The following is a 22,734-nucleotide window of genomic DNA, read 5'->3' on the forward strand; positions in this document are numbered from 1 at the left end:
TGGCGATCGTCGGCAGCGTCAGACGTGTATAAGAGACAGCCTTGCATCAGTTTCCCAAAGATATCGGGTGGATAGAGGTCATCTGCGGCTCGATGTTCTCCGGCAAGACGGAGGAGTTGATCCGCCGCGTCAAGCGCGCGCTGTACGGCCGGCAGAAGGTGCGCGTGTTCAAACCGCGCATCGACACCCGGTACGACGAGACGCAGGTGGTGAGCCACAGCCAGTTGAAATTGACGTCCATCCCTGTCGAAAGGGCTGAAGAAATTTTCCGTCACCTGCCATCCGACATCCAGGTGGTGGGCATCGACGAGGTGCAGTTCTTTGGCGGAGAAGTGGTGCAGGTGTGCGAAGCGCTCGCCCAGAAGGGCGTGCGCGTCATCTGCGCCGGGCTGGACCAGGACTACCAGGGCCGCCCCTTCGAACCGATGCCCCAGCTGATGGCGGTGGCCGAATACGTGACGAAGGAGCTGGCCATCTGCGCGGTGTGTGGGAATCCGGCCAATCGCTCGCAGCGCATCATTGGAAGCGGGGAGCGGGTGGTGGTGGGCGCGGCGGGCGAGTACGAGCCCCGGTGCCGCAAGTGTCATGTGCCCGAGCCCACCGAGGCGAGCCCCCCGCAGACGCTGAAGCTGTTCGACTGAATCCCTGGCGGACTGCCCCGTGGATGGGGCGGCCCACTGTTCTCTTCGCCTGGAGCTGAAGCCCGATGCGGGACACCCTGTACGCGAACGTGCCGTTCCGGATGAACGAGATGACCCACCACTATGGGCCCCACGTCCATCTGGTGGGAAATCCGTTTCTCCTGTCGCAGCTGGCCACCCTGTGCGCCAAGGGCACGCTGCAGCCGCAGATCAACCGGCTGGTGGAGCAGCTCTACGCGGACCTGGTGAAGACGGTCATCAACGCGGAGTTCCCGCGCAAGATGGTCACCATCCCCACGCGGATGATCGACTCCACGCCCCTGGGCATCTACCAGGGGGAGGTGGTGGACCCGCAGCTGCGGGTGGTGACGGTGAACATCGCTCGGGCGGGCACGCTGCCGTCGCAGGTGACGTACGACCTGCTCAACTTCACGGTGGACCCGTCGCTCGTGCGCCAGGACCACATCATCATGAGCCGGATGATCGACGCGGCCCAGGCGGTGGTGGGCTCGGAGATTGGCGGCGCGAAGATTGGCGGCGACATCGATGATGCGTTCGTCCTCTTCCCGGACCCCATGGGGGCCACGGGCGGCAGCCTGTCCACGGCGATTTCGCTCTACAAGACGAAGGTGCCCGGGACGCCCCGGCGCATCATCACGTTGAACCTCATCGTCACGCCGGAGTACCTGCGCCGGATGACGAAGGAACACCCGGACGTCATCATCTACGCGCTCCGGCTGGACCGGGGCCTGTCTCCGCCGGAGGTGTTCGGCACCGAGCCGGGCCTGCTCTGGGACAAGGAGCGGGGCCTGGATGACCGGCAGTACATCGTCCCCGGCGGCGGCGGCTTCGGGGAGATCATGAACAACGCCTATGTGTAGACAAGGGAGTTCCCGGTGACGTTCCACGAGAAGGATGTCGATGTCCTCATCTCCGAGGAAGCGGTGCAGGCGCGCGTGAAGGAGCTGGGCGCGGCGATTACCCGCGACTACCAGGGCAAGGAGCTGACGCTCATCTGCGTGCTCAAGGGCTCCGCGTACTTCGCCATCGACCTGTCGCGCGCCATCGACCTGCCGCTCACGCTCGAGTTCCTGGGCGTGTCCAGCTACCACGGCGGCACGGAGTCCACGGGCGAGGTGCGCATCACCACGGACGTGTCCAAGCCCATGGCGGGCAAGCACCTGCTCATCATCGAGGACATCATCGACACGGGCCTCACGATGACGTTCCTGCTGGAGAACCTCCAGGCGCGCCACCCCGCGTCGCTGAAGCTGTGCTCGCTGCTGGAGAAGCCCGCCCGCGCGCGCACCAAGGTGAACATCGACTACAAGGGCTTCGTCATCGAGGACAAGTTCGTCGTCGGGTACGGCCTGGACTACGGGGAGAAGTACCGGAACCTGCCGTTCGTCGGGGTGTGGAAGAACGCCTGAGCCGCAAGGACGGGGCCGCCAGGAGGCCCGGGCGCCCCTCCCCGCGGGGTGGGGGCTCCAGGACGCCGGGGGCCCCCGCCATGCGCCGCAGTCCGGCCGTGTGGCGCGCGAGCGTGTGGTGGAGCGCGTGTGCGTGCGCAGCATCTCCTGGGACATCCATGACGCCGTGGGATGGCCTGTGCTCCCTGGGAGAGGGCCCGGGGTCGCGCGGCCCCTGACTGCGTGAGGAGGCTGCGCATGCGAGAAGAGCGAGTGAGGGCCGCCCGGCCAGCACCCCCGGGCGGAGAGGCGATGCAGAAGTACCTGGCGGAAGCCGTGGGCACCTTCGTGCTGGTGCTCGGCGGCGTGGGGGCGGCGGTGCTGGCGGGCGACCGCATCGGCTTCCTGGGGGTGTCGTTCGCCTTCGGACTGTCGTTGCTCGCGATGGTCTACACGGTAGGTCCCATCTCCGGCTGTCACGTGAACCCGGCGGTGACGGTGGGCCTGCTGATGGCGGGCAAGTTCGACAAGCGACACGCCGCTGGCTACATCCTCGCGCAGTGCGTGGGGGCCATCCTCGCGGCGGGGCTGGTGTTGCTCATCGCGAAGGGCGCGCCGGGTGGGTACTCGGCGGGCGCGGAGGGGCTGGGGAGCAACGGCTATGGCGCGGCTTCGCCGGAGGGCTACGGCGGTGGCGCGGCCTTCCTCGCGGAGGTGGCGCTCACCTTCCTGCTGGTGCTGACCGTGCTGGGCGCCACGGACTCGCGCGCGCCGGTGGGCTTCGCCGGCCTTGCCATTGGCCTGGTGCTCACGCTCATCCACCTGGTGGGCATCCCCATCACCAACACGTCGGTGAACCCGGCGCGCAGCCTGGGGCCCGCGCTCTTCGCCGGGGGCGCCGCGCTGGGGCAGCTGTGGATGTTCATCATCGCGCCGCTGCTGGGCGCGGCCTTCGCCTCGGCGGTGTACCGCCTGGTGAACCAGCCGGCGGTGCAGATCTCCGCCGCGCGCGCGGAGCAGTCGCTGGAAGCCGAGCGGCGTCAGCGGCTGGCAGGGCGCGACATCGAGAATCCCGTCTAGCGCGCGTTGGAAGGCGCCTGACGCACGAAAGCCGTGCCTCGCATCAAGCGGGGCACGGCTTTCTTCTACGCGGGGAAGGGGAAGCTAGAAGGCGGCGTCGAAGACGACGTCGTTCGCGGCGCCCACGCCCACGCCCACCTGGTAGGACGACACGCGGCGCTCGAAGAAGTTGGTGAGCTCCTGCACGTCCTGCAGGTCCATGAAGTGCAGCGGGTTCTTGGTGTGGAAGATGGGGGACATGCCCAGCATCTGGAGGCGCTGGTCGGCCACGTACTCCAGGTAGCCGCGCATCTCCTGCACCGACAGGCCCATCACGCCGCCGCTCAAGAGGTCCTGGGCGAACTGCGTCTCGCACTCCACGGCTTCACGCAGCATCTGCACCACGTCGCGCTCCAGGCTCGCGTCGAAGAGTTCCGGCTCCTCCTTGCGCACCGTCTGGATGGCTTCGAACGCGAACGCCATGTGGGCGCTCTCGTCGCGGAACACCCAGTTGGTGCCCGCGGCCAGGCCGTTGAGCAGGCCCTTGCTGCGCAGGAAGTACACGTAGGCGAAGGCCGCGAAGAAGAAGAGGCCTTCGATGCAGCCCGCGAAGCAGATGAGGTTCAGCAGGAACTGACGCCGGTCCGAGCGGGAGCGCGTCTGGTCCATGGACTGGATGCTGTCCATCCACTTCATGCAGAAGCGCGCCTTGCGCTGGATGGACGGGATGTTGTCCACCGCCGCGAACGCCTTGGCGCGCTCGGCGGGGTCCGGCATGTAGCTGTCCAGGAGCGTCAGGTAGAACTGGACGTGCAGCGCCTCTTCATAGAGCTGGCGCGACAGGTACATGCGCGCTTCGGGCGCGTTCAGGTGCTTGTAGAGGTTGAGCACCAGGTTGTTGCCGACGATGGAGTCGCCCGTGGCGAAGAAGGCCACCAGCCGGTGGATGAGGTGACGCTCCGCGTCCGTCATCTTCGAGCGCAGGTCCACCAGGTCCGTGGAGAAGTCGATCTCCTCCACCGTCCAGGTGTTCTTGATGGCGTTGCGGTACATCTCGAAGAAGACGGGATACGCCATGGGGCGCAGCGTCAGGTTCATTCCCGGATCCAGCAGCATGGCTTCGGTGCTCCCTTACAAGAACGGCACGGGCGACGGGTGGGGCAGGGGACGACGGGGCGCGGCCGGAACTACTGGCACGCCTCGCAGGCCTCGGGGTTCTCCAGCGAGCACGCCACCGCTTCGGCTTCCGCGGTCACGGTCTGCGCTGCCGCCTGCACGGGGGCGGGCGTAGGGGCGGCGGTGAAGGTCTGCCCGCTCTGGTTCACGGTCGTCTTGGCGATGCGGGTCGCCGGACGCGAGCGCATGTAATACGTGGTCTTCAGCCCCTTCTGCCACGCGTAGAAGTACATCGAGGACAGCTTCCCGATGTTGGGCGTCTCCACGAAGAGGTTGAGCGACTGGCTCTGGTCGATGAAGGCGCCGCGGTCCGCGCCCATGTCCAGCAGCGAGCGCATGGGGACCTCCCACGCGGTGCGGTAGATGGCGCGCAGCTCCTCCGGCAGCTCCGTGAGGTCCTGCACGCTGCCTTCAGCCATCTTGATGCGGTTGCGCGTGGACTCGTTCCACAGGCCCAGCTGCTGCAGGTCGCGCACCAGGTAGCGGTTCACCTGGAGGAAGTCGCCCGACAGCGTCTCGCGCTTGAAGAGGTTGGACACCTGCGGCTCGATGCACTCGTAGCAGCCGGCGATGGACGCGATGGTGGCCGTGGGCGCGATGGCGATCATCAGCGAGTTGCGCAGGCCCACCTTCATGATGCGCGAGCGCAGCGCGTCCCAGCGCAGCGTGTCCTCCGGGACGACGCCCCAGCTGTCGAACTGGAGCTCGCCCTTCGCGGCACGCGTCTCAGGGAAGGACGGGTGCGCGCCGAACTGCTCCGCGAGGTCCGAGGAGGTGACGAGCGCGGCGTAGTAGATCTCCTCGGAGATCTTCTTGGACAGGTTGCGCGCCTCCACGGAGTCGAAGGGCAGGCGCAGCTGGAAGAAGACGTCCTGGAGGCCCATCAGGCCCAGGCCCACCGGGCGCCAGCGGCGGTTGGAGTCCGCGGCGGTGGTGATGGGGTAGTAGTTGAGGTCGATGACGCGGTCGAGCTGCTTGATGGCCAGCTGGGCGTTGGCGCGCAGCGTGTCGAAGTCGAACTTCCCGTCCTTCACCATCCGGCCCAGGTTGAGCGAGCCCAGGTTGCACACCGCCGTCTCACCCTGGCTCGTGACCTCCAGGATTTCGGTGCACAGGTTGGACAGGTGGATGACGTTGCCGGGCTGGCCCGTCTGGTTGCTCTTGCGGTTGGAGATGTCCTTGAAGGTCATCCAGCCGTTGCCCGTCTGGGCGAGCACCTTCATCATCCGGGCGTACAGGTCGCGCGCCTTCACCTTGCGCACGGCCTGGCCCTGCGCTTCGGCCTCCGCGTAGGCCTTCTCGAAGGCGTCGCCGTAGAGGTCGGTGAGGTGGGGGACGAACTTCGGGTCGAAGAGGCTCCACTCCTGGTCGGCCTCCACGCGGCGCATGAAGAGGTCCGGCACCCAGTTGGCCAGGTTCAGGTTGTGCGCGCGGCGGGCCTCGTCGCCGGTGTTGTCGCGCAGCTCGAGGAAGTCCTCGATGTCCGCGTGCCACGTCTCCAGGTACACGCAGCACGCGCCCTTGCGCTTGCCGCCCTGGTTCACCGCCGCCACGGACGCGTCCAGCGTCTTGAGCCAGGGGACGATGCCGTTGGAGTGGCCGTTGGTGGACTTGATCAGCGAACCCCGCGCGCGCACGCGGCTGTACGCCACGCCGATGCCGCCGGAGAACTTGGACAGCATCGCGATGTCCGAATACTTCTTGTAGATGGCGTCCAGTTCGTCCGAGGGCGAGTCCAGGAGGAAGCAGCTGGAGAGCTGCTCGTGGCGCGTGCCGGAGTTGAACAGGGTGGGGGAGGAGGGCAGGTACTCCAGCGAGCTGAACAGCCGGTACAGCTCGATGGCCTCGCGCGCGTTGTCGCCGGAGATGGCGCACGCCACGCGCAGGAAGAAGTCCTGCGGCGTTTCGATGACTTCGCGCGTCTGCGGGTTCTTCAAGAGGTAGCGGTCGTAGACGGTGCGCAGGCCGAAGTACTCGAACAGGTCGTTGCGGACCGGGTCGATGGCGGCGTTGAGCTTGCGCGCGTTGGCCTGGACGAAGGTCAGCAGGCGGTCCGCGATGAGGCCGTGCTTGTGGCCTGCGGCGACGGACTGGCTGAAGGACTGGATGTCCTGGTTGCTGACCTCCTTCTGGATGAAGGTGGACAAGAGGCGCGCGGAGAGCCGGGCGTACTCGGGCTCCTCCACGATGAGGGCTGCGGCGGTCTGGATGGACAGGCTGTCCAGCTCCCGCGTGGTGGCGCCGTCATACAGGCCGCTGATGGTCTTCGTGGCCACGCGCATCACATCCACGCGCGACAGGCCCACGCAGGACTTGCCCACCGCGCGGACGATCTTGTTGAGGTCCACGGGCTCCGCCGTGCCGTTGCGCTTCTTCACCCGCATCGTGGTGGCGAAGTCGCCGCCGGACGACGGGGCCGGGGCGGCGGTGGCCGTCGGGGCGGAGTCGGGGGGCGGCGAGGCGACGACGGAAGGCTTCAGGGGCGTCTGGACGGTCAAGGGCGTCTCACTTCCGGGCAAAGGCGTAGCCAGCAGGACGCACACCGCCGTCCTGCGCGGGGCGGGCTGCCCCCGGTCAAATGCATCAATGATGGGCTTGGGACGGGCGCTGACTTGCGATCAGAACCCGGGGACCTGGGAACAACAGGCCGACATGTAGCTATTTGTCGGACAGAAGCAGGCGTCGCGCAATAAAAACACTCTGCCTCCAGGTCGCGGGAGCGGCCACCCGGAACTGGGGGCAGCCGCGCGGCCGACACAAGCTATGGGGGGGGACCCAGTGTGTCAACGCTAGATCCTGTGGGAGCCTGCCCGGCCGGTGGGATCGATGCTTGCAATCTATGATCACTCAACAGGGCCGGTTTCGACGTTCGGCGGCGGACAGTTCCGTGTCACGAAAGCAGGGTCCAGCCGCGCGTTTTGGAGGGGGTCGCCCAACCCCTGGAGATCACGGCGTGGGGCCGGCGTCGGGGGTTGGGGAGGCCGGAAACGGCTGCAACGAGGTGTCTCCGGAGGCGGGCGTGGAGGGGCGCGGCGCGGGGGGCGGTGCTACAGGGCTGTTGTCCGGGCCGCTCTGGGTGTGGACGGCGCGGCGCAGGGCCTCCTCCAGGTCGCGGGCGGCGGGGCCCACGGTGGACAGCATCTGGTTGGCGCTGCGGGCGTGGCGGTTCTCCGTTTCGGAGGCGAGCTTGAGCTGGGCGAGGCCCTCGGAGACGAGCCGGCGGGCGTCCTCCAGCTTCTGGCGGGCCTGGTAGAAGGCGACGTCGGTGAGCATGGACTGGAGGCTGCGGCGCTGCTCCTCCGTGATGCCGGAGAGCTTCTCCGCGCGGCGCAGGTAGTAGAGGCCGCGCTCCACCTTCGGGGGCTCTCCGGACGCGATGCGCGGGCGGGCCAGGGTCTCCAGGAGGGGGAACAGGGCGCGGTCCAGGTCGTCGCGGTCGGTGAACTTCTGCTGTGACAGCAGGGTGACGTCCTGGCCTTCCAGCGGGAGCGGGGCATAGGCGTCCGCGAGGCGCGGGTCGCCGGGGCGGTAGGCGGCGGCGCCGGTGGGCAGGGCGCGGCCCTTCATGACGACCAGCTCGCCGTTCTCCTGGACCAGGGTGAAGGTGCGCGAGTTGAGCTGGCCCAGGAGGAAGACGACGCCGCCGCCCAGGCCCAGGATGACGAGGAAGACGAGCAGGCGGGTGAAGGTGCGGCGTGCCCGGTAACCGAAACCCTGGGGTGAATTCGTGGTCATGTCGCCTGCCCTCCGGTCGGACGGGCACTTCGCCCGTGCTTGTAAGCGCCCTGAAATTGGGACGGCCCTGCCTCAGAGGCTACAGTTCCCGCCCCCCGGGAACATCATTTGCAATCTACCTTTCGTCGGATGGGGCCCAGCGAGCTGCTGCCCCGCTACATCTTCGCGGAGAGCCTGTTCGCGCGCCGTCGCGTGCTGGAGGTCGATGCCGTGGCCTCCACCGGGGGCGAGAGCGCGCGTTTCCTGGTGGAGCGGGGGGCTCGCACGGTGGTCGCGTGCGACGCGGACGTGGCGGCGGTGGAGGCGGCGCAGAAGGCCCATGCGCACCCGCAGCTGAGGTTCCGCGCGAACCTCTACGACGACCTGGAGCCGGCGAGCTTCGACCTGGTGCTGGTGACGGACCTGGCGCCCTACGTGCGCGCGCCCCAGTTGCTGGCGGAGCTGGCGCGGCTGGTGGCGCGGCAGGGGTTCCTGGTGGGGGGCCTGCGCAACATCGCGGGACTTGCGCTGCCGCAGTTGATGGAGCCGGAAGAGGACGTGCCGCCCATGTACGGGCAGCTCCTGGATGCGCTCAAGGCGCACTTCCCGCATGTGGAGGTGGCCACGCAGTCGCCGGTGCTGGGCTACCAGCTCGCGTTCGAGCGCGGGGACGGGTTGCAGGTGGACGGCTCGCTCGTGCGGCACAGCGAGGCGGCGTACTTCGTGGTGATGGCGGGCCTGGAGCCGGCGCGGGTGGTGGACCCCACGTGGGTGCAGCTGCCCCCGGAGCCGCTGGCCTTCACGCGCGGCAAGCTGGATGAGATCGCCGTCCGGGCGAAGACGTGGGAGGAGCGCGCCGGAAGGTTGAAGGACGCGGTGTCCAAGCTGCGCGCGGAGGTGGGCGACCGGGAGGCGGAGGTCGTCGCGCTCAAGCCGGCGCTGGAGGGCGCGCGTCAGGACATGGCGCGGCTGACGGCGCAACTGGAGACCGCTCGGGGCACGGTGGAGTCCGCGCGCGAGCGGGACGACCTGAGCAGCCGGCTGCGGCGGCGCGAGCTGGAGTTGCAGGTCGCGACGGAGCGCATCGCGGACGCGGACCGGCGGCTGACGGCGCAGCGGCTGGAGGTGGAGGCCGCGCAGCGCGCGCAGGCGGACGCGGGCGTGCAGGCGCTGGCGGCGCAGGAGACGCTGCGGCTGGAACGGGCTCGGCGCGAGGAGACGGCGGCCTCGCTGGATGAGGCTCGCGAGCGGCTGACGCAGGCGTACACGGATCTGCGCACGCTCCAGGACGAGCTGGGGGCGCTGCGCATCGACTGGGAGCGCGACCGGCTGGCGGCGGAGCGCGCGCAGGACGGGGCCGACGACCGGCGCAGGCAGGCGGAGGCGGCGCGCGAGCGGGAGCTGCGCATCGCGGAGCAGTACTCCACGGCGCTGGCGGCGGTGGAGCACCTGAAGTCGGAGCTGGCGCGCGCGCAGGACCAAGCGCGGGCGGCGGGCGACTCGGTGCCGGTGAGGGAAGCGGAGCTGGCGCGGGCGCGGCGGGAGCTCGCGGATGCCCAGCAGCGGATGCACTCGGCGGACGGGGCTCGCAAGGACGCGGAGGCGCGGCTGTTGGAGCGCGAGGCCGCGCTGCGGGGGCTGGAGACGGAGCTGATCTCCGCGCGCGAGTCGGAAGGCCGGCTGCGGCGCGACCTGGAAGGACAGGCCCAGTCCGAGGCGGCGGCGCGCGCGCTGGCGGCCCGCCTGGAAGAGGCGCTCCACGCGGCGCAGCAGCGCCTGGAGACGCTGGAGGCGGAGCAGAAGCGCGTCGAGTCCGCGCAGCATGTGGCGGGGCAGCGGCTGGCGGCGGCGGAGACGGAGCGCGTCCGGGTGGAGGCCGCGCTCGTGCAGGCCATCGACGCGGAGCGGGCCCAGGCGCAGGCGCGGTTGGAGGATGCGCTGGCGGAGGCTCGCGCCGAGGCCAACGAACGGGTGACGAACGCCCTGGCCGCCGCGCACTCGGATGCGGATGGGCGGCAGGAACGCGCGCTGGCGGAGGCCCGCGAGCAGGAGGAGGCGCGGCTCGCGCGGGCGTTGGCGGCGGCGGAGTCCGAGCTGACGGAGGCCCTCGCGCGGGCCCGGGCGGAGGAGGCCGCGGCGGTCGAGCGGGCGTTGGAGGAAGCGGAGGCGGAGCGCCAGCGCGTGCTCACCGAGGCCCAGGCCGACGCGGAGGCCCGGCTTTCGCGTGCGCTGGCGGAAGCGGAGGCCCAACGTGCGAGCGCCCTGACCGAGACGCAGGCTGGGCGGGATGCGGCGCTCGCCGACGCGGAGGCCCGGTGGACGCAGGCCCTGGCCGAGGCCCAGGCGGAGTCAGCCCGGGCGCTTGCGGACGCGGAGATTCTCGAAGGGCTGAAGATCGAGGAGGTCGAGGCCCGCGCGGCCCGTGCCCTCGCGGAAGCGCTCGCGGAGGCGGAGGTCCAGCAGGCCCAGGCTCTTGAGGAGGCAGAGGCCCGTGCGGTCCGTGCTCTCGCGCAAGTGCGTGCGGAGGCGGAGGCCCAGGTTCGTGCACTTGAGGCCCGCGTGGCCCAGGTGCTCGCGGACGCGGAGGCGCAGCAGGCCCGTGCGCTCGCGGAAGTGCGTGCGGAGGCGGAGGCCGAGCAGGCCCGTGCGGTTGCGGAAGTACGTGCGGAGACGGAGGCCCAGCAGGCCCGTTCCCTTGAGGAGGCGGAGGCCCGCGCGGCCCAGGCCCTGGCCGCGGTCCGTGCTGATGCGGATGCTCGGGTGGCCCAGGTGCTCGCGGAGGCCCGCGCCGAGTCGAGCGGCCAGACGGAGCAGGTGCTCTCGGATGTTCGCGCCGAGGCCGCCGCCCGGCTCGCGCAGGGACTCCAGGATGCGCGTGCCGAAGCGGAACGCACGCTCGCCGAAGCGGAGGCGCGTGCCGCGCAGGAACTCCAGGCGGCTCGCTCCGAAGGCGAGACCCTGCGACTGGCCCTCTCCGAGGCCCGCGACGCCCTGGCCCGCGAGGTGTGGGAACACGGTGCCCGGCTCGCGGAATCGAATCAGGCCCGTGAAGACGCCGTGGGTCGCAACGCGGAGCTGGAGGCTGCCCTCCGGACCGTGCGTCAGGAGCTGTCCGACGCGGAGGCCCTGTCGAAGCTGATCCAGGACGACCTCGCGCGGGAGCAGCAGGCCCGGGCCTCGATGCAGGCCTCGCTCGACGCCACGCAGGCGAAGCTGGACGCGGTGGAACAGTCGCTCGCGACGGAGCGCGCCCAGCGGCAAGAGGTGGAGATGGCGCTGGGCTCCGCCCAGGATGAACTGCGTTCGGCGCGGCAGGCCCTGGCGCAGGTGCAGGAGTCGCTGACCGCCGAACAGGAGCGGGGCGCCCGTTGGGAAGCGGCGCTCGCCGACACCCAGGCCCAGCTGCTGTCGGAGCGCGAGCAGCAGGCCCGCGCGCAGGTGGCCCTCGCGAGCGTGCAGGAGTCGCTGGACGCCGAGCGCGCCCTCCGCACGCGCCTGGAAGGGTCGGAGTCCTCGTGGTCCGAGGCGCAGAGCGCGCTGGAAGCGGACCGGCTCCGGCTGGATGCCGCGCTGGGCGTCGCTCGCACGGTCCTGGAGGAGGAGCGCGCGCAGCGTGTCCGCCTGGAGGAGTCGCTCGCCCGCTTCAAGGAAGAGTCCGCGACGGCGATCGAGGAAGAGCGGTCCCTGCGCACGAAGGCCGGGGCAACCCTCGCCTCGGTTCAGGCCTCGCTCGATGAGGAGCGTGCCGTGCTGGCCCGTGTCGAGGTGTCGCTGGCCTCGACCCTCGAAGCCCGGAGTGAGCTGGAAGCGGACCTGGCGACGACGCGCGCCGCGCGGCTGTCCACCGAGGCCGCGTTCGAGCACACGCGTCAGACGCTGACGGAGGTCCAGGCCGCCTTCACCGAGGCGCAGCGCGCGAACGAATCCGCGCTGCTGGACCTGCGTCAGTCGCACGAGAAGGCCCTGGCGACTGCTTCGGAAGAGGCCCAGGCGAGCGCACAGGCCCTGGTGGAGGCTCGCACCGCGCTGGCGGAGGCGAAGCAGGCGCAGGCGGCCCAGGACCTGGCGCTGCGGGAGCTGCGCGCGGAACTCACCGAGGCGCGACGGTCCGAAGTGGAGGCGCTGTCCTCGCTGGACGACGCCCGCACGCAGGAGGCCCGCGAACGCGAGTCGCGTGCGAAGGACGAGGCCGCGCTCGTGGAGGCACGCGAGGCCGTGGCCGCACTTCGCGCGGAGCTGGAGACCCTGCGCGGGGAGTCCACGGCGCAGCGTGAGCGCTTGTCCGAAGCGGAGCAGTCGCTCACACAGGAGCGCGTCGAGGCTCAAGCCCTGCGCGCGCGCCTGGCGGAAGCCGAGGCCCGTCAGGCCACCGAGACCGCGCTCCGTGCCGAACTGGAAGCGTCGCTGTCGGACACCGGGTCGCGATACGCCGCCGAAGCCGCGCGCCTGTCCGAGATGCAGCAGGCCCTCGCGGACGCGGAGGCCCGGCTTGCCTCCGAAACCACGCGGCTCGCTTCGTTGGAGCAGTCGCTCGCGGAAGCAGAATCACGACAGGCGCAGGAGGCCGCGCGTCGTGCCGAGCTTGAAGCGTCGTTGACGGAAGCCGAAGCGCGCCACGCCGAGGAGGCCGCGCGTCGTGCCGAGCTTGAAGCGTCGTTGACGGACGCCGAAGCCCGCCATGCCGAAGAGGTCGCGCGCCGCGCCGAGCTTGAAGCGTCGTTGACGGACGCTGAAACCCGCCAGGGCTCTGAGACCGCGCGACTCTCCACGTTGGAGCAGGCGCTGGCGGATGCGGAGACGCGGTATGCCTCGGAGGTCGCTCGACTCTCCACGTTGGAGCAGGCGCTGGCGGCAGCGGAGAAGCGGTCCGCCTCCGAGACCGCGCGCCGCGCCGAACTGGAAGCTTCGCTGACGGAAGTGGAGTTCCGGCTCGCCGCCGAAACCGCGAACCTGGGGGCGTTGGAGGATTCGCTCGCGCAGGCGGAGGCCGCCCGTCGCAGCGCCGAGGCCCGGTTCGAGGAAGGCGCCCAGTCGCAGGAAGCAGCGCGCGAGGCCGAAGCCCGGGCAACGCGCCTCATGGAAACGCTGTCCACGCGCGAGCAGGAGTTGCGCGAGGCCGGTGCCCTGCGCGTGTCCATGGAAGCGCAGATGGAAGGCGCGCTCTCCCGGGCCGAGCGTCAGCAGCAGGACCTGGATGAGGTGCGCGAACAGCTCGCACTGAGGGAACAGGAACTGGCGACCGTGCGCGGGGACACCGCGCAGCTGGGCGCCGCGCAAAAGGAACTCATGCGCCTGGGCTCCGAGCTGCAACGCGCCCACGGCGCGCTGCACGAACGAGGACAGCAGGTCGGCCGGCTGGAAGCGGAGTTGACGGACGCCAGTGACCGGCTCGCCGCCACGCGCGAACACGCGGAGCTGCTCGTGGTGCAGCTGGAAACCGCGCGGCGCTTCGCGGGCAAGGCCACGAACCTGGAGTCCTCGCTCGAAGCAGAGCGGACCGCACTCGAAGCCCTGCGCGCCGAACTGGAGACCGCCCGCGCCGACGCGGCCCGGCTCACGGAGACCGCGCGGAACGAGAACGCGCGCGCCTCCACCCTGGAGCAGCAGCTCGCCCGGGCCCTGGAGGAACGCGAAGCCGAGGTCGCGGCCCAGGCTCGCGGGGCCCAGGACGCGCTCTCGCTCGCGAGCACCGAGCAGGCCCGACTGGAGGCAGAGCTCGCCGCCGTCGCCGCGCGCACCCAGGAAGAACAGGCCGTGTTCGAGGCCCGGCTCGCGGATATTTCCGCCCGCGCGGAGCAGGAGAAGACCGACCTGGAAGCGCGCCTCGCCAGCGCCGGCTCCGACAAGGCGGAGCTGGAGGTGCGTCTCTCCGAAGTCACCTCGCAGGCCGGCTCGGAGAAGGCGGAGCTGGAAGTGCGGCTCGCGGAAGCCCTCGCGAACGCGGGCTCCGACAAGGCGGAGCTGGAAGTGCGCCTCTCCGAACTCACCGCTCAGGCGGGGACGGAGCGGGCTGCCATGGAAGCGCGACTCGCGGAAGTCACCGCCCATGCGGCGGCGGAGCGCGCGGAGCTGGAAGCCCGGCTCGCGGACCTCACCACGCAGGCGGAGGCGGGAAGGGCGGAACACGAGGCCCGGCTCGCGGAAGCGCTGGCCCGCGCCCAGACGCATCAAGCCGAACTGGAAGCCCGCCTCGCGCAGGCCGGCGACCAGACGCGCGAAGCCCTCTCCGCCCTGGAGGCCCGTCTCTCCACGGCGCTCGCGGACGCTCGCTCCGAACAGGCCGCGCTGGAGTCGCGCGTGGCCGCCCTGTCCCAGGCCGCCGCCGACGCCGAGGCCCAGGCCCGCCGCGCCGACACCGAGCGCACCGCCATGGCCTCCGAACGCGAACGCATCCAATCGGACCTGACGGTCGCCCGGGCCGCCCGCGTCCGCCTGGAGGGCCGCGCCACCTCGCTGGAGACAGCGGCCCTGGACGCCGCGCGCATCCTGGACGCCGAGCGCGCCGAACGCGATCAGCTCACCGCCCGGATCCGCGAACAGCAGGCCCGGCTGGAAGCCCTGGAGACGGAGCGCGAGACGCTGGTCCAGGCACTGGAGGAGTCGAAGGCCTCCTCGTCCGGCCAGCCCCCCGAGGCCGTGCTGGAGATGGCCGCCGAGATGGAGGTCCTCCAGGCCCACGTGGAGACCATGCAGGACCAGCTGGCCGCCCGGGAGGCGGAGCTGGCCGAGCTGCGCCGCGCCAGCGGGCCCGCCGCCCCCACGTCCTCGCGCCGGTCCATGCCCGCGCTGGACCTTCCGACCCCGCCCAAGAAGGTCGGCGAGCGCGAATAACGCCGGCCGTCTACACTTGGTCCCGTGGAAGCACGCGAACGCATCTTCAAGTACCACGGCCTGGGCAACGACTTCGTCGTCCTGGACCGCCGTCGCACGGGCGTGGACATCACCGCTGAACAGTCGCGCTGGCTGTGCGACCGGCGCCGGGGCATCGGCGCGGACGGCGTGCTGGCCCTCCTCCCCTCCACCCGGGGGATGGCGCGCATGGTCGTCCACAACGCCGACGGCAGCATCGCGGAGATGTGCGGCAACGGCCTGCGCTGTGCGGTGAAGTATCTGGTGGATCAATCCGGAGAACACCCCGCGTTGCTCGACGTGGAGACGGGGGCGGGCGTGCTCACCTGCGAGCCCGGCTATGGCGACGGCGGGGTGGTGGGCGTGGACATCTCCATGGGCCCGGCGCGGCTGGTGGCCGCGAACCTGCCTTCGGGGACGACGGGGCAGCCCTTCGTGGCCGCGCCCGTGCCCGGACACCCGGACCTGCGCGGCACCGCCGTGAACATGGGCAACCCGCACCTGGTGCTCCTGGATCAGCCCCTGGAGGACGCCGAGCGCCTGGGGCCGGGCCTGGAGCGGCACCCGGCCTTCCCGGACCGCACCAACGTGGAGTTCGTGCGCGTGGACGAGGACGGCCTCACCGTCGTCGTCTGGGAGCGGGGCTGTGGCCTCACCCAGGCCTGCGGCACGGGCGCGTGCGCCTCCGCGGTGGCGGCGGTGCTGGCGAAGCGCCTGCCGGGCAATGCCTGGCTGCGCGTCACCCTGCCGGGCGGCGATCTGCGCATCCGTGTTCCGGACGACCTGTCCGACATCCGACTGCGCGGTCCGGTCGCCTTCGTCTTCGAAGGCGTTGTAGCCCTTCCAAGGGCCCGATAACCTTCGCGTTTCCTCCCTTCTCCCCCGAGCGCCGTGGCTGGTCCCATCCTCGTCGTCGACGACGACCTGTTCTTCCGACAACTCGCCACGGACCTGCTGTCGCAGCGCGGGCACCGCGTGGTCGCCGTGGAGAACGCCACCCTCGCGCTGGAGGAGGTGGCCCGGGCCACGTTCGACCTGGTCCTCACCGACGTGGTGATGCCCGGCGTGGACGGCTTCGCGCTCACGTCCCGCCTGCGGGAACGCGATCCGGAGCAGGAGGTCATCCTCGTCAGCCACCGCACCGACGTGCAGGGCTCGGAGGTCGCGCTGCGCCTGGGCGTGGCGGACTGCCTCACCAAGCCCATCGAAGAGGCGGACCTGCTGCTCGCGGTGGACCGCGCCATGGAGCGCGCCCAGCTGCGGCACGAACGCTCGCGGCTCCAGGATGAGAACCTGGAGTTCGCCCGCTTCCACAACCTCCAGCAGCGGTGCCTGGAGCTGTTGTCCCATCCGGATTTGGAATGGCTCCAGGAGCGCGTCATCGCGGACCTGGGTTCGGTGTGCGACGCGCAGAGCGCCGCGCTGTGGGTGGTGGACGACCGGGGGGACCTGGGGCTGCGCTCGTACCGGGGGCTGCTCGACAAGCAGTTCCTGCCGGAGAAGATGAGCCCGGAGGGGCCGCTGTCCCTGCGCCTCAGGGAAGCCCTGCCGTGGCTCGCGCGCGACGAGCGCTCCACGGTGCTCTACGTGCCGCTGGTGGCCGCGGGCGAGGTGATGGGGCTGGCGCAGTTGTCGGATCCGCTCACCGGGGACTTCCGCGCGGAGCACACGCGCGACGCGAAGGTGCTGGCGGACTTCGCCGCGGTGGGCGTGAAGAACGGCCGCAAGCTGCTCGCGCTCCAGCGCCTGGGCCTGCGCGACCGCGACACGGCCGCGTACAACCTGAGCTACTTCACCGACTACGCGTCCAAGGAGATCTACAAGGCGCGGCGGTACGGGCGCACGTTCTCGCTGCTCACCTTCAGCATCGACAACCTGCCGCTGGTGCGCGTGCGGCTGGGGGCGTCGGAGGCGAAGAAGGCGGTGCGCGGCATCATCAAGGCGCTCAGCAAGATCATCCGCGACTCGGACGTCATCGCGAAGGCGAGCGACCAGGAGTTCTACCTGCTCCTGCCGGAGACGGACTTCTTCGGCGCGATGATGTTCGTGCGCCGCGCCGTGGCGGCCGTGCGCGACGAGCCGGAGGTGCAGGACGTGGAGCAGCGCCTGCCCCTGGCGCTGGTGGGCGGTGCGAGCACCTTCCCCAAGGACGGCGAGGACTTCGACGAGCTGGTGCACCGCTGCCGCCGTCGGATGGACGAGCGCCGCGCGTCGCTCCAGCGTCGGCTGATGCTGGACGGGCTGCCGTTCTGGGACGAGGTGGACCTGCTGCTGGGCACGCCCAACAGCCCGCGCCTGCCCACGGACGACCGGGCCGAACCCAGCCGTCGGGGCAAGGTGGCGGACGTGCTCTTCGACGAGCTCCAGGTGGAGATTGCCCGCGAGCTGGTGCGCGACCCGGGCTCGCGCGGACTGCTCTACGTGGGCGGTCCGGAGATCCGCGCGGACCTGCCGTTGGCTGTGGGCCTGGAGCAGGCGCCGCCGGACCTGTCGTCGCGCATCTACCTGTTGGGCCGGCGCGTGGATTTGGAGTCACATCCCGCGCTCACGCCGGTGTTCCTGGAGGGCGACGAGCGGGTGTCGCGCCACGAGTTCATCCTCTGGCTGTCGGAGAGTGCGTCGTACGCGCTCATCCAGCGGCGCGGGCGTGGCGCGACGTGGGGGTTCCACACCTCGGACACCGCGGTGGTGGACGGGCTCATCTCCAAGCTGCAGGCCGAATACGACCTGCAGCCCTACTGACGAAGCGGAGCCCAGAGCGTGGCCCAGGTGCGGAAGATCCTCATCGCAGACCCCGACCTCGACTCCGTGCGCGCGCTGTCGCGGGCGCTCAGGACCAAGGGCTACCAGGTGCACTACGCGCCGGACGGCTCGCGGGCGCTGGAGGTCGCGGTGCTCCGGCATCCGGACCTGACGCTCTTCGACGAGGCATGCCGGCTGCTGGACGCGCGCACGTTCGTGCAGATTCTTCGCACCAACCCGCGCACCGAAGACATCCCGGTGGTGCTCACCACGTCCAGCATGGACACGGACCGGGCGCGGGGCCCGCGCGACGGCATGCTGCGCAAGCCCTTCAACCTGGACGAGGTGCTCAGCCGCATCGAGCACATCTTCCGGCGCAATGAAGCGGCCAAGGACCTCAAGAGCGAGCAGCAGGAAATCGAAGGGTCGCTCAGCCAGCTCAGCATCCCGGACCTCATGCAGATATTGGGCATGAACAAGCGCAACGGCCGGCTGTCGCTGGAGCGCGGTTCGGAGCGCGGGGAGATCACCGTCTCTGATGGCCGCACGGTGAACGCGCGGCTGGGGAGGGTGGAAGGGGAGAAGGCGCTGTTCCGGCTGTTGTCGTGGACGGAGGGCAACTTCACGTTCACGCCCGGCATGAACGCGGCCCGGCCGCGCATCAACCGCGCGATGGACGACGCGCTGCTTGAAGGCATGCGGCAGTCGGACGAGGTGAACCGGCTGTTGCCGAACCTGCCGCCGCGTCACACGCGGCTGATGCTCGCGCCGGAGGTGGACCTTTCCGAAGCGCAGCACCCGGTGACGGCGCAGGTGATGGAGCTGCTGCGCCAGCCGCGTGCCCTGGGCGAGGTGCTGGACCTGGCGCCCGCCACGGACATGGAGGTGCTGGGCGTGCTGTCCACGCTGCTCCAGAAGGGCGTGGCGCGGCCGACGGAGAGCGAAGGCCAGAACCTGGGCGCGGGCGACCTCATTGGCGCGGCGGAGGTGCACGCGTTGCGAGGCCGCCTGTTGCGCACGCGGGCCCCCGCGCGGGTGGCCACGGCGAAGGTGTTCGTGTGCGGCAGCGGTTCATCCGCGGCGCGGCGCATCCTGGCGAGGGTGCCGGGGCTGGAGGCGCTGTCCGCGGATCCGACGGCGGTGAAGAGCGGCTTCGGGACGCTGGGGCGGCTGGAGCTCAGTGACGTGTTGAACGTGGACTTCTGCGTGCTGCCGCCCGCGGAGGCCGCGCGTCCCTTGTGGCGTCCGTTCAGCGCGGGCGCCATCGGTGCGTTGTTGATGGACTCCTCGGAGCCGGCGGTGAAGCTGGCGCACTACCTGGCGTGGGAGGTCCGCATCCCCATCGTGGTGGTGGGCACGGAGGTGCCCTCGCCGCTGCTGGGCGCGCCCGCTGGAGCGATCGCTCCGGGCGAGGACCTCACGCAGGCCCTGCGCGCGATGCTGATTCAAGCGCTCAACCCCGCGCCCACGCTGCCCGGGGTGTCCCAGGTGCAGCGCGCGGCCGTCGTACCTCCCTGAATCCTCAGGAGCGGGCCACGGGACTCCGGCGCTCCAGGTGCATGGGCAGTCCGCCGTAGGGCCGCAGCGACAGGTGTGACTCGGGCTGCAACGAGAAGCCGGGCGCCTCACGCAGCCGGTAGCGCTGCGCGACGGTGGCCAGCACGAGCTGTGACTCCATCATCGCGAAGCTGTTGCCGATGCACTGGCGCGGCCCGCCGCTGAACGGGAACCACGCGAAGCGGTGTCGCCTGGCAGCGGCCTCCGGAGCGAAGCGCTCCGGGCGGAAGGCGTTGGGCTCCTCCCAGAAGTCCGGATGGCGGTGCGTGACGTAGGGGCTCACGTCCACCGCGCTGCCCTTCGGAATCTTGAAGCCGCCGATGACGTCGTCCTCCACCACGGTGCGGCTGAAGATGACCGCCGCCGGGTACAGCCGCATCGCCTCCTCCACCACCTGCCGCGTGTAGCCGAGCTTCGGCACATCCTCCACCGTGGGCACCCGGCCCGCCAGGACGGCATCCACCTCCGCGTGCAGACGCGCCTCGACCTCCGGGTGGGTCGCCAGCAGTCCAAAGACCCAGCTCAGCGTCGTGGCCGTCGTCTCGTGGCCCGCGAGGAGCATCGTCAACACTTCGTCCCCCAACTGCGCGTCCGTCATGCCCGTTCCCGTGTCCTCGTCACGCGCGGCCATCAACATGGAGAGCAGGTCGCCGGTGTCCTCCGGGCGCTGCCTGCGCGTGGCGATGATGCCCTGCACCGTCTCCCGCAGCGTGGTGCGCGCGGCGCGGAAGGCCCGGTCGTTCCGCGTGGGCAGCACGGGCGGCAGCATGTTGAAGGACCGGAATCGTTCAGCGATCTGCCGGCTCAGCTCGTTGAAGGCCGCGCCCACCCGCGCGGTCTGGTCCTCCACGGACGTCCCGAAGAGCGCCTCTCCGACGATGCCCAGCGACAGCCGCATCATCTCCTCCGTGACGCCCACGGGTGTGCCCTGCGCGGCGGAGGCCTCCCAGCGCTGGAGCATCGCTTCCGTGGAGTGGATCATCTGCGTCGCCATGCCGGCGATGCGCTGCCGATGGAACGCGGGCTGCGCCAGCCGCCGCTGCCGGAGCCAGAAGTCCCCCTGGCTGGTCAGGAGTCCGTTGCCGGTGATCCACGCCCCCATGCGGTACGAGAGGTGGTCCTTCGTGTAGTTCTTCACGTGGTCCTGCAACACGTGACGCACCCCGTCCGGGTGGGCGATGAGGTGCGACTTCAAGGGGCCCAGGCGGTAGCGCACCACGTCCCCGTACTCGCGATGGATGTCCGACAGGAAGCCCAGGATGTCGCGGCGCACCTGGGGCAGCACGCCCATCAGCAGGTGGCCCCGGGGGCCGGTGGGAATGCGGGCAGCAGTGGCGGTGGTCATCGGGTGACTCCTCCTGCCGGGAGGTATCGCGCTCCGCGAGCCCGCGCGCATGGTCCCCGGACGCCAACGCATTGTCCCCGGGCGCCACCGCGCGTTGCGACGCGAGGGGCGGCTGGGCCATGCTGACGGGTGATGCGTCCCCAGGCGCTCCTGTCCTCCCTCTTCCGTCCGCTGTTCCACGTCGGTGAGTCACTGGGAATCCCGCGCGCGCTCCTGCTGGAAGCCGTGGGCGAGGAGGAGGCCCGGCTGGCGCGGCCGGACGTGCGGGTGCCCTACACGGCGCTGGAACGCCTGTGGGCCCTGCTCGTGCGGGAGGGCGGCAAGGAACCCCTGGCCGTGCGGCTCGCGCAGGCGGTGGAGCCCACGCACGTGGGGCTCGTCGGCTATGTGCTCGTCAACAGTCCGGACCTGGGCACGTCCCTGCAGCGCTACTGCCGCATCAACGCGCTGCTCGACCCGCGCACGCGGTGGCGCGTCCTCCACACGGACCGCGCGCTGCGCGTGGAGCTGCACCTGGATCCGCTGGATGCCTGGGCCCCGCGCCTCCAGCACCCACCGGAAGGGTTGCTGGTGACGCTGGTGTCCAGCGCCCGCCTGCTCAGCGGCGAGGACTGGAGCCCCACGCGCATCTGCTTCGCGCACCCGCGCCACGCGGCCTCCTCCGCCGTGGAGGACTTCCTGGGCGTCGCCGCCGAATACGACGCGAGCGCCTACCTCGTGGAAGGAGACGCGGCCGCCGCACGGCTCCCCATCCGTCACGCCGACATCGAGCTGGGCAACCTGCTCCACGCGCGCGCCGAAGCGGAGCTCGCGCAGCTGCGGATCCACGAGACCCGCTCCTGGCGCGAACAGGTGGAGGAGGTGCTCGCGGCGCAGCCCCGCACGGGGGACCTGGTGCCCGCGGATGTCGCGACGCGGCTCGCGGTGAGTGAGCGCACGCTCCAGCGCCGCCTGCGGGAGGAGGGCGTCACGTTCGCGGGCCTGGAGGACGCCGTGCGCCGCGACCGCGCCTTCCAGTTCCTGCGCGACGGGGTGCTACCCCACTTTGAAATCGCCTTCCTCCTGGGCTTCAGCGACCCCAGCGCCTTCACCCGCGCGTTCCGCCGCTGGAGCGGGACGACGCCCGGCCACTGGCAGCAGGCGCGGGGCGCCAGGGACGGCTCCGCGTAGGTCGCCCTGGAATCCGTCCAGCGCGCGGAATGTTTTTCCCACGGGCGCGGCACCCGTCGCGCCCAGGAGAGGGGCACACGGATGATCAAGACGCTGAGGGACGCGGAGGAGCTGGTGCGCACGCGCCACGTCATCACCGAGGTGCCCACCCACGGGCCCACGTCCCTCGTCGAACAGGTCATGGGCGGACGTCCCGCCGGAAGCTGGCGCGAACATGCGAAGGGGCGGCTCGCGTACCGGCTGGGCCGCCAGCTGCGCGCGTCACCGGACGTGCTCGCCGTTCGCCTGGTGGAGGGCAAGGTGGCCTTCGTGGACCCCACGCTGTGGGCCTCCGTCTACCGCGTCGCGATGGAGCCCGCGCGCCGCCGGCCCTCGCTCCAGGGCCTGTCCTTGGAGGCCCGCTCGCTGCTCTCCACCGTGGAGCGGGATGGGCGCGTGCGGCTGGACAAGGAAGGCCCCTGGACCAAGGCGCGCGAAGCGCTGGAGGAGCGCCTGCTGGTCCACTTCTCCGAAGCGCAGGAGGAGGACGGCCACCATGTCGCGGTGCTGCGCTCGTGGCGGGACTGGGCGTCCCCGGAGCTGAAGGCGGATGCGGCCCGGCTGTCCTACGAGGACGCGCAGGCGCGGCTGCGAGCGGCGTGTGACGGGGCGCCCACGGGCCTGGGGCCCTGGGTGTTCTAGCGCTGGCCTGCCGTCAGCTCAGGCGGCTTCCTCGCGCACTTCCAGGGCGTCGCGGATGCCCGGAAGCCGGACGAGCAGCTCGTACTCCGCGGGCTGGATCATCGACACGCGGCGGCCGGCCACGCGCTCCATCCAGATCTCGATGCGGTGCTCCCCGGCCGGATTGACCTGCCGGAAGATGCGGGCCCTGCGGCCTTCGGCCTGGCAGGCGAGGATGTCCTGCTGGAGGCTGCGCAGCCGCCGGAACACCTTCAGCGCCGTGCGACCCTCGGGGGTGTCGAACGTGTGGAAGTGCCGGTTTCGCGACAGCGGACGGCCGGGGTCATGAAGCCTCTCGACGAGGCGGCGCACGAAGGGGTCCATCGACGGAGGAGGATAACATCCGCTACCC

At 70.8% G+C, this 22,734-nt stretch carries 15 protein-coding genes; 10 read left to right on the forward strand and 5 right to left on the reverse strand.

Annotation, left to right across the window (positions count from 1 at the left end; genetic code table 11):
• Window positions 1-41 precede the first annotated feature (41 nt).
• The 4 genes from D7X74_RS06865 to aqpZ all read left to right on the forward strand — a co-directional run bounded on the left by D7X74_RS06865 (window position 42) and on the right by aqpZ (window position 3,130).
• Entirely contained in the window at window positions 42-641 is a 600-nt protein-coding gene (locus D7X74_RS06865; RefSeq protein WP_120532118.1) for a thymidine kinase, read from the forward strand.
• Window positions 642-706: 65 nt separating this feature from the next.
• Complete coding sequence (locus D7X74_RS06870) at window positions 707-1,522, forward strand: uracil phosphoribosyltransferase (RefSeq protein WP_120532119.1); 816 nt, start codon at window positions 707-709, stop codon at window positions 1,520-1,522.
• Window positions 1,523-1,537: 15 nt separating this feature from the next.
• Complete coding sequence (hpt, locus tag D7X74_RS06875; protein WP_120532120.1) at window positions 1,538-2,071, forward strand: hypoxanthine phosphoribosyltransferase; 534 nt, start codon at window positions 1,538-1,540, stop codon at window positions 2,069-2,071.
• A gap of 237 nt (window positions 2,072-2,308) precedes the next feature.
• Window positions 2,309-3,130: an aquaporin Z gene (gene aqpZ, locus D7X74_RS06880; protein WP_120532121.1), complete on the forward strand. Its 822-nt coding sequence runs from the start codon at window positions 2,309-2,311 to the stop codon at window positions 3,128-3,130.
• Between the two features lie 84 nt (window positions 3,131-3,214).
• On the opposite strand, the gene D7X74_RS06885 is transcribed toward aqpZ, so the two are convergent.
• From D7X74_RS06885 to D7X74_RS06895, 3 genes are all read right to left on the reverse strand, one after another.
• Window positions 3,215-4,225, reverse strand: a complete 1,011-nt coding sequence (locus D7X74_RS06885) for a ribonucleotide-diphosphate reductase subunit beta (RefSeq protein ID WP_120532122.1) — start codon at window positions 4,223-4,225, stop codon at window positions 3,215-3,217.
• 71 nt (window positions 4,226-4,296) lie between these two features.
• Window positions 4,297-6,783 (reverse strand): ribonucleoside-diphosphate reductase subunit alpha, encoded by a 2,487-nt coding sequence (locus D7X74_RS06890; RefSeq protein ID WP_370450720.1) that lies wholly within the window; start codon window positions 6,781-6,783, stop codon window positions 4,297-4,299.
• A gap of 448 nt (window positions 6,784-7,231) precedes the next feature.
• Window positions 7,232-8,020: an IF-2 protein gene (locus D7X74_RS06895; protein ID WP_120532123.1), complete on the reverse strand. Its 789-nt coding sequence runs from the start codon at window positions 8,018-8,020 to the stop codon at window positions 7,232-7,234.
• 129 nt (window positions 8,021-8,149) lie between these two features.
• On the opposite strand from D7X74_RS06895, the gene D7X74_RS06900 reads away from it, so the two are divergent.
• From D7X74_RS06900 to D7X74_RS06915, 4 genes are read left to right on the forward strand one after another with little or no spacing between them, the layout of a single operon-like run.
• Window positions 8,150-14,830, forward strand: a complete 6,681-nt coding sequence (locus D7X74_RS06900; protein WP_120532124.1) for a methyltransferase domain-containing protein — start codon at window positions 8,150-8,152, stop codon at window positions 14,828-14,830.
• Window positions 14,831-14,854: 24 nt separating this feature from the next.
• Complete coding sequence (gene dapF / locus D7X74_RS06905; protein WP_120532125.1) at window positions 14,855-15,706, forward strand: diaminopimelate epimerase; 852 nt, start codon at window positions 14,855-14,857, stop codon at window positions 15,704-15,706.
• A gap of 33 nt (window positions 15,707-15,739) precedes the next feature.
• Window positions 15,740-17,590 (forward strand): response regulator, encoded by a 1,851-nt coding sequence (locus D7X74_RS06910; protein ID WP_120532126.1) that lies wholly within the window; start codon window positions 15,740-15,742, stop codon window positions 17,588-17,590.
• A gap of 18 nt (window positions 17,591-17,608) precedes the next feature.
• Window positions 17,609-19,108 carry a DUF4388 domain-containing protein gene (locus tag D7X74_RS06915; protein ID WP_120532127.1) on the forward strand — a complete coding sequence of 500 codons (1,500 nt, stop codon included), beginning with the start codon at window positions 17,609-17,611 and terminating at the stop codon, window positions 19,106-19,108.
• 4 nt (window positions 19,109-19,112) lie between these two features.
• Here D7X74_RS06915 and D7X74_RS06920 read toward each other — a convergent pair whose 3' ends face one another.
• Window positions 19,113-20,492, reverse strand: a complete 1,380-nt coding sequence (locus D7X74_RS06920) for a cytochrome P450 (protein WP_120532128.1) — start codon at window positions 20,490-20,492, stop codon at window positions 19,113-19,115.
• 132 nt (window positions 20,493-20,624) lie between these two features.
• On the opposite strand from D7X74_RS06920, the gene D7X74_RS06925 reads away from it, so the two are divergent.
• Both D7X74_RS06925 and D7X74_RS06930 read left to right on the forward strand, forming a co-directional pair.
• Window positions 20,625-21,662 carry an AraC family transcriptional regulator gene (locus D7X74_RS06925; RefSeq protein WP_120532129.1) on the forward strand — a complete coding sequence of 346 codons (1,038 nt, stop codon included), beginning with the start codon at window positions 20,625-20,627 and terminating at the stop codon, window positions 21,660-21,662.
• Window positions 21,663-21,743: 81 nt separating this feature from the next.
• Window positions 21,744-22,343, forward strand: coding sequence for an RNA methyltransferase (locus D7X74_RS06930; RefSeq protein WP_120532130.1), 600 nt, complete (start codon window positions 21,744-21,746; stop codon window positions 22,341-22,343).
• A gap of 18 nt (window positions 22,344-22,361) precedes the next feature.
• Here the strand turns inward: D7X74_RS06930 and D7X74_RS06935 are convergent, their stop codons facing one another.
• Window positions 22,362-22,706 carry a hypothetical protein gene (locus D7X74_RS06935; protein ID WP_120532131.1) on the reverse strand — a complete coding sequence of 115 codons (345 nt, stop codon included), beginning with the start codon at window positions 22,704-22,706 and terminating at the stop codon, window positions 22,362-22,364.
• Window positions 22,707-22,734 lie beyond the last annotated feature (28 nt).

Origin of the sequence: Corallococcus sp. CA047B (assembly GCF_003612065.1) — a bacterium.
In the GTDB taxonomy this organism is placed as follows: Bacteria; Myxococcota; Myxococcia; order Myxococcales; family Myxococcaceae; genus Corallococcus; species Corallococcus praedator.

Coding starts and splice junctions, on each gene's coding strand:
- D7X74_RS06870 (WP_120532119.1), top strand. CDS start 707: ATGCGGGACACCCTGTACGCGAACGTGCCGTTCCGGATGAACGAGATG.
- aqpZ (WP_120532121.1), top strand. CDS start 2,309: ATGCGAGAAGAGCGAGTGAGGGCCGCCCGGCCAGCACCCCCGGGCGGA.
- D7X74_RS06885 (WP_120532122.1), bottom strand. CDS start 4,225: ATGCTGCTGGATCCGGGAATGAACCTGACGCTGCGCCCCATGGCGTAT.
- D7X74_RS06895 (WP_120532123.1), bottom strand. CDS start 8,020: ATGACCACGAATTCACCCCAGGGTTTCGGTTACCGGGCACGCCGCACC.
- D7X74_RS06900 (WP_120532124.1), top strand. CDS start 8,150: ATGGGGCCCAGCGAGCTGCTGCCCCGCTACATCTTCGCGGAGAGCCTG.
- D7X74_RS06920 (WP_120532128.1), bottom strand. CDS start 20,492: ATGACCACCGCCACTGCTGCCCGCATTCCCACCGGCCCCCGGGGCCAC.
- D7X74_RS06925 (WP_120532129.1), top strand. CDS start 20,625: ATGCGTCCCCAGGCGCTCCTGTCCTCCCTCTTCCGTCCGCTGTTCCAC.
- D7X74_RS06930 (WP_120532130.1), top strand. CDS start 21,744: ATGATCAAGACGCTGAGGGACGCGGAGGAGCTGGTGCGCACGCGCCAC.
- D7X74_RS06935 (WP_120532131.1), bottom strand. CDS start 22,706: ATGGACCCCTTCGTGCGCCGCCTCGTCGAGAGGCTTCATGACCCCGGC.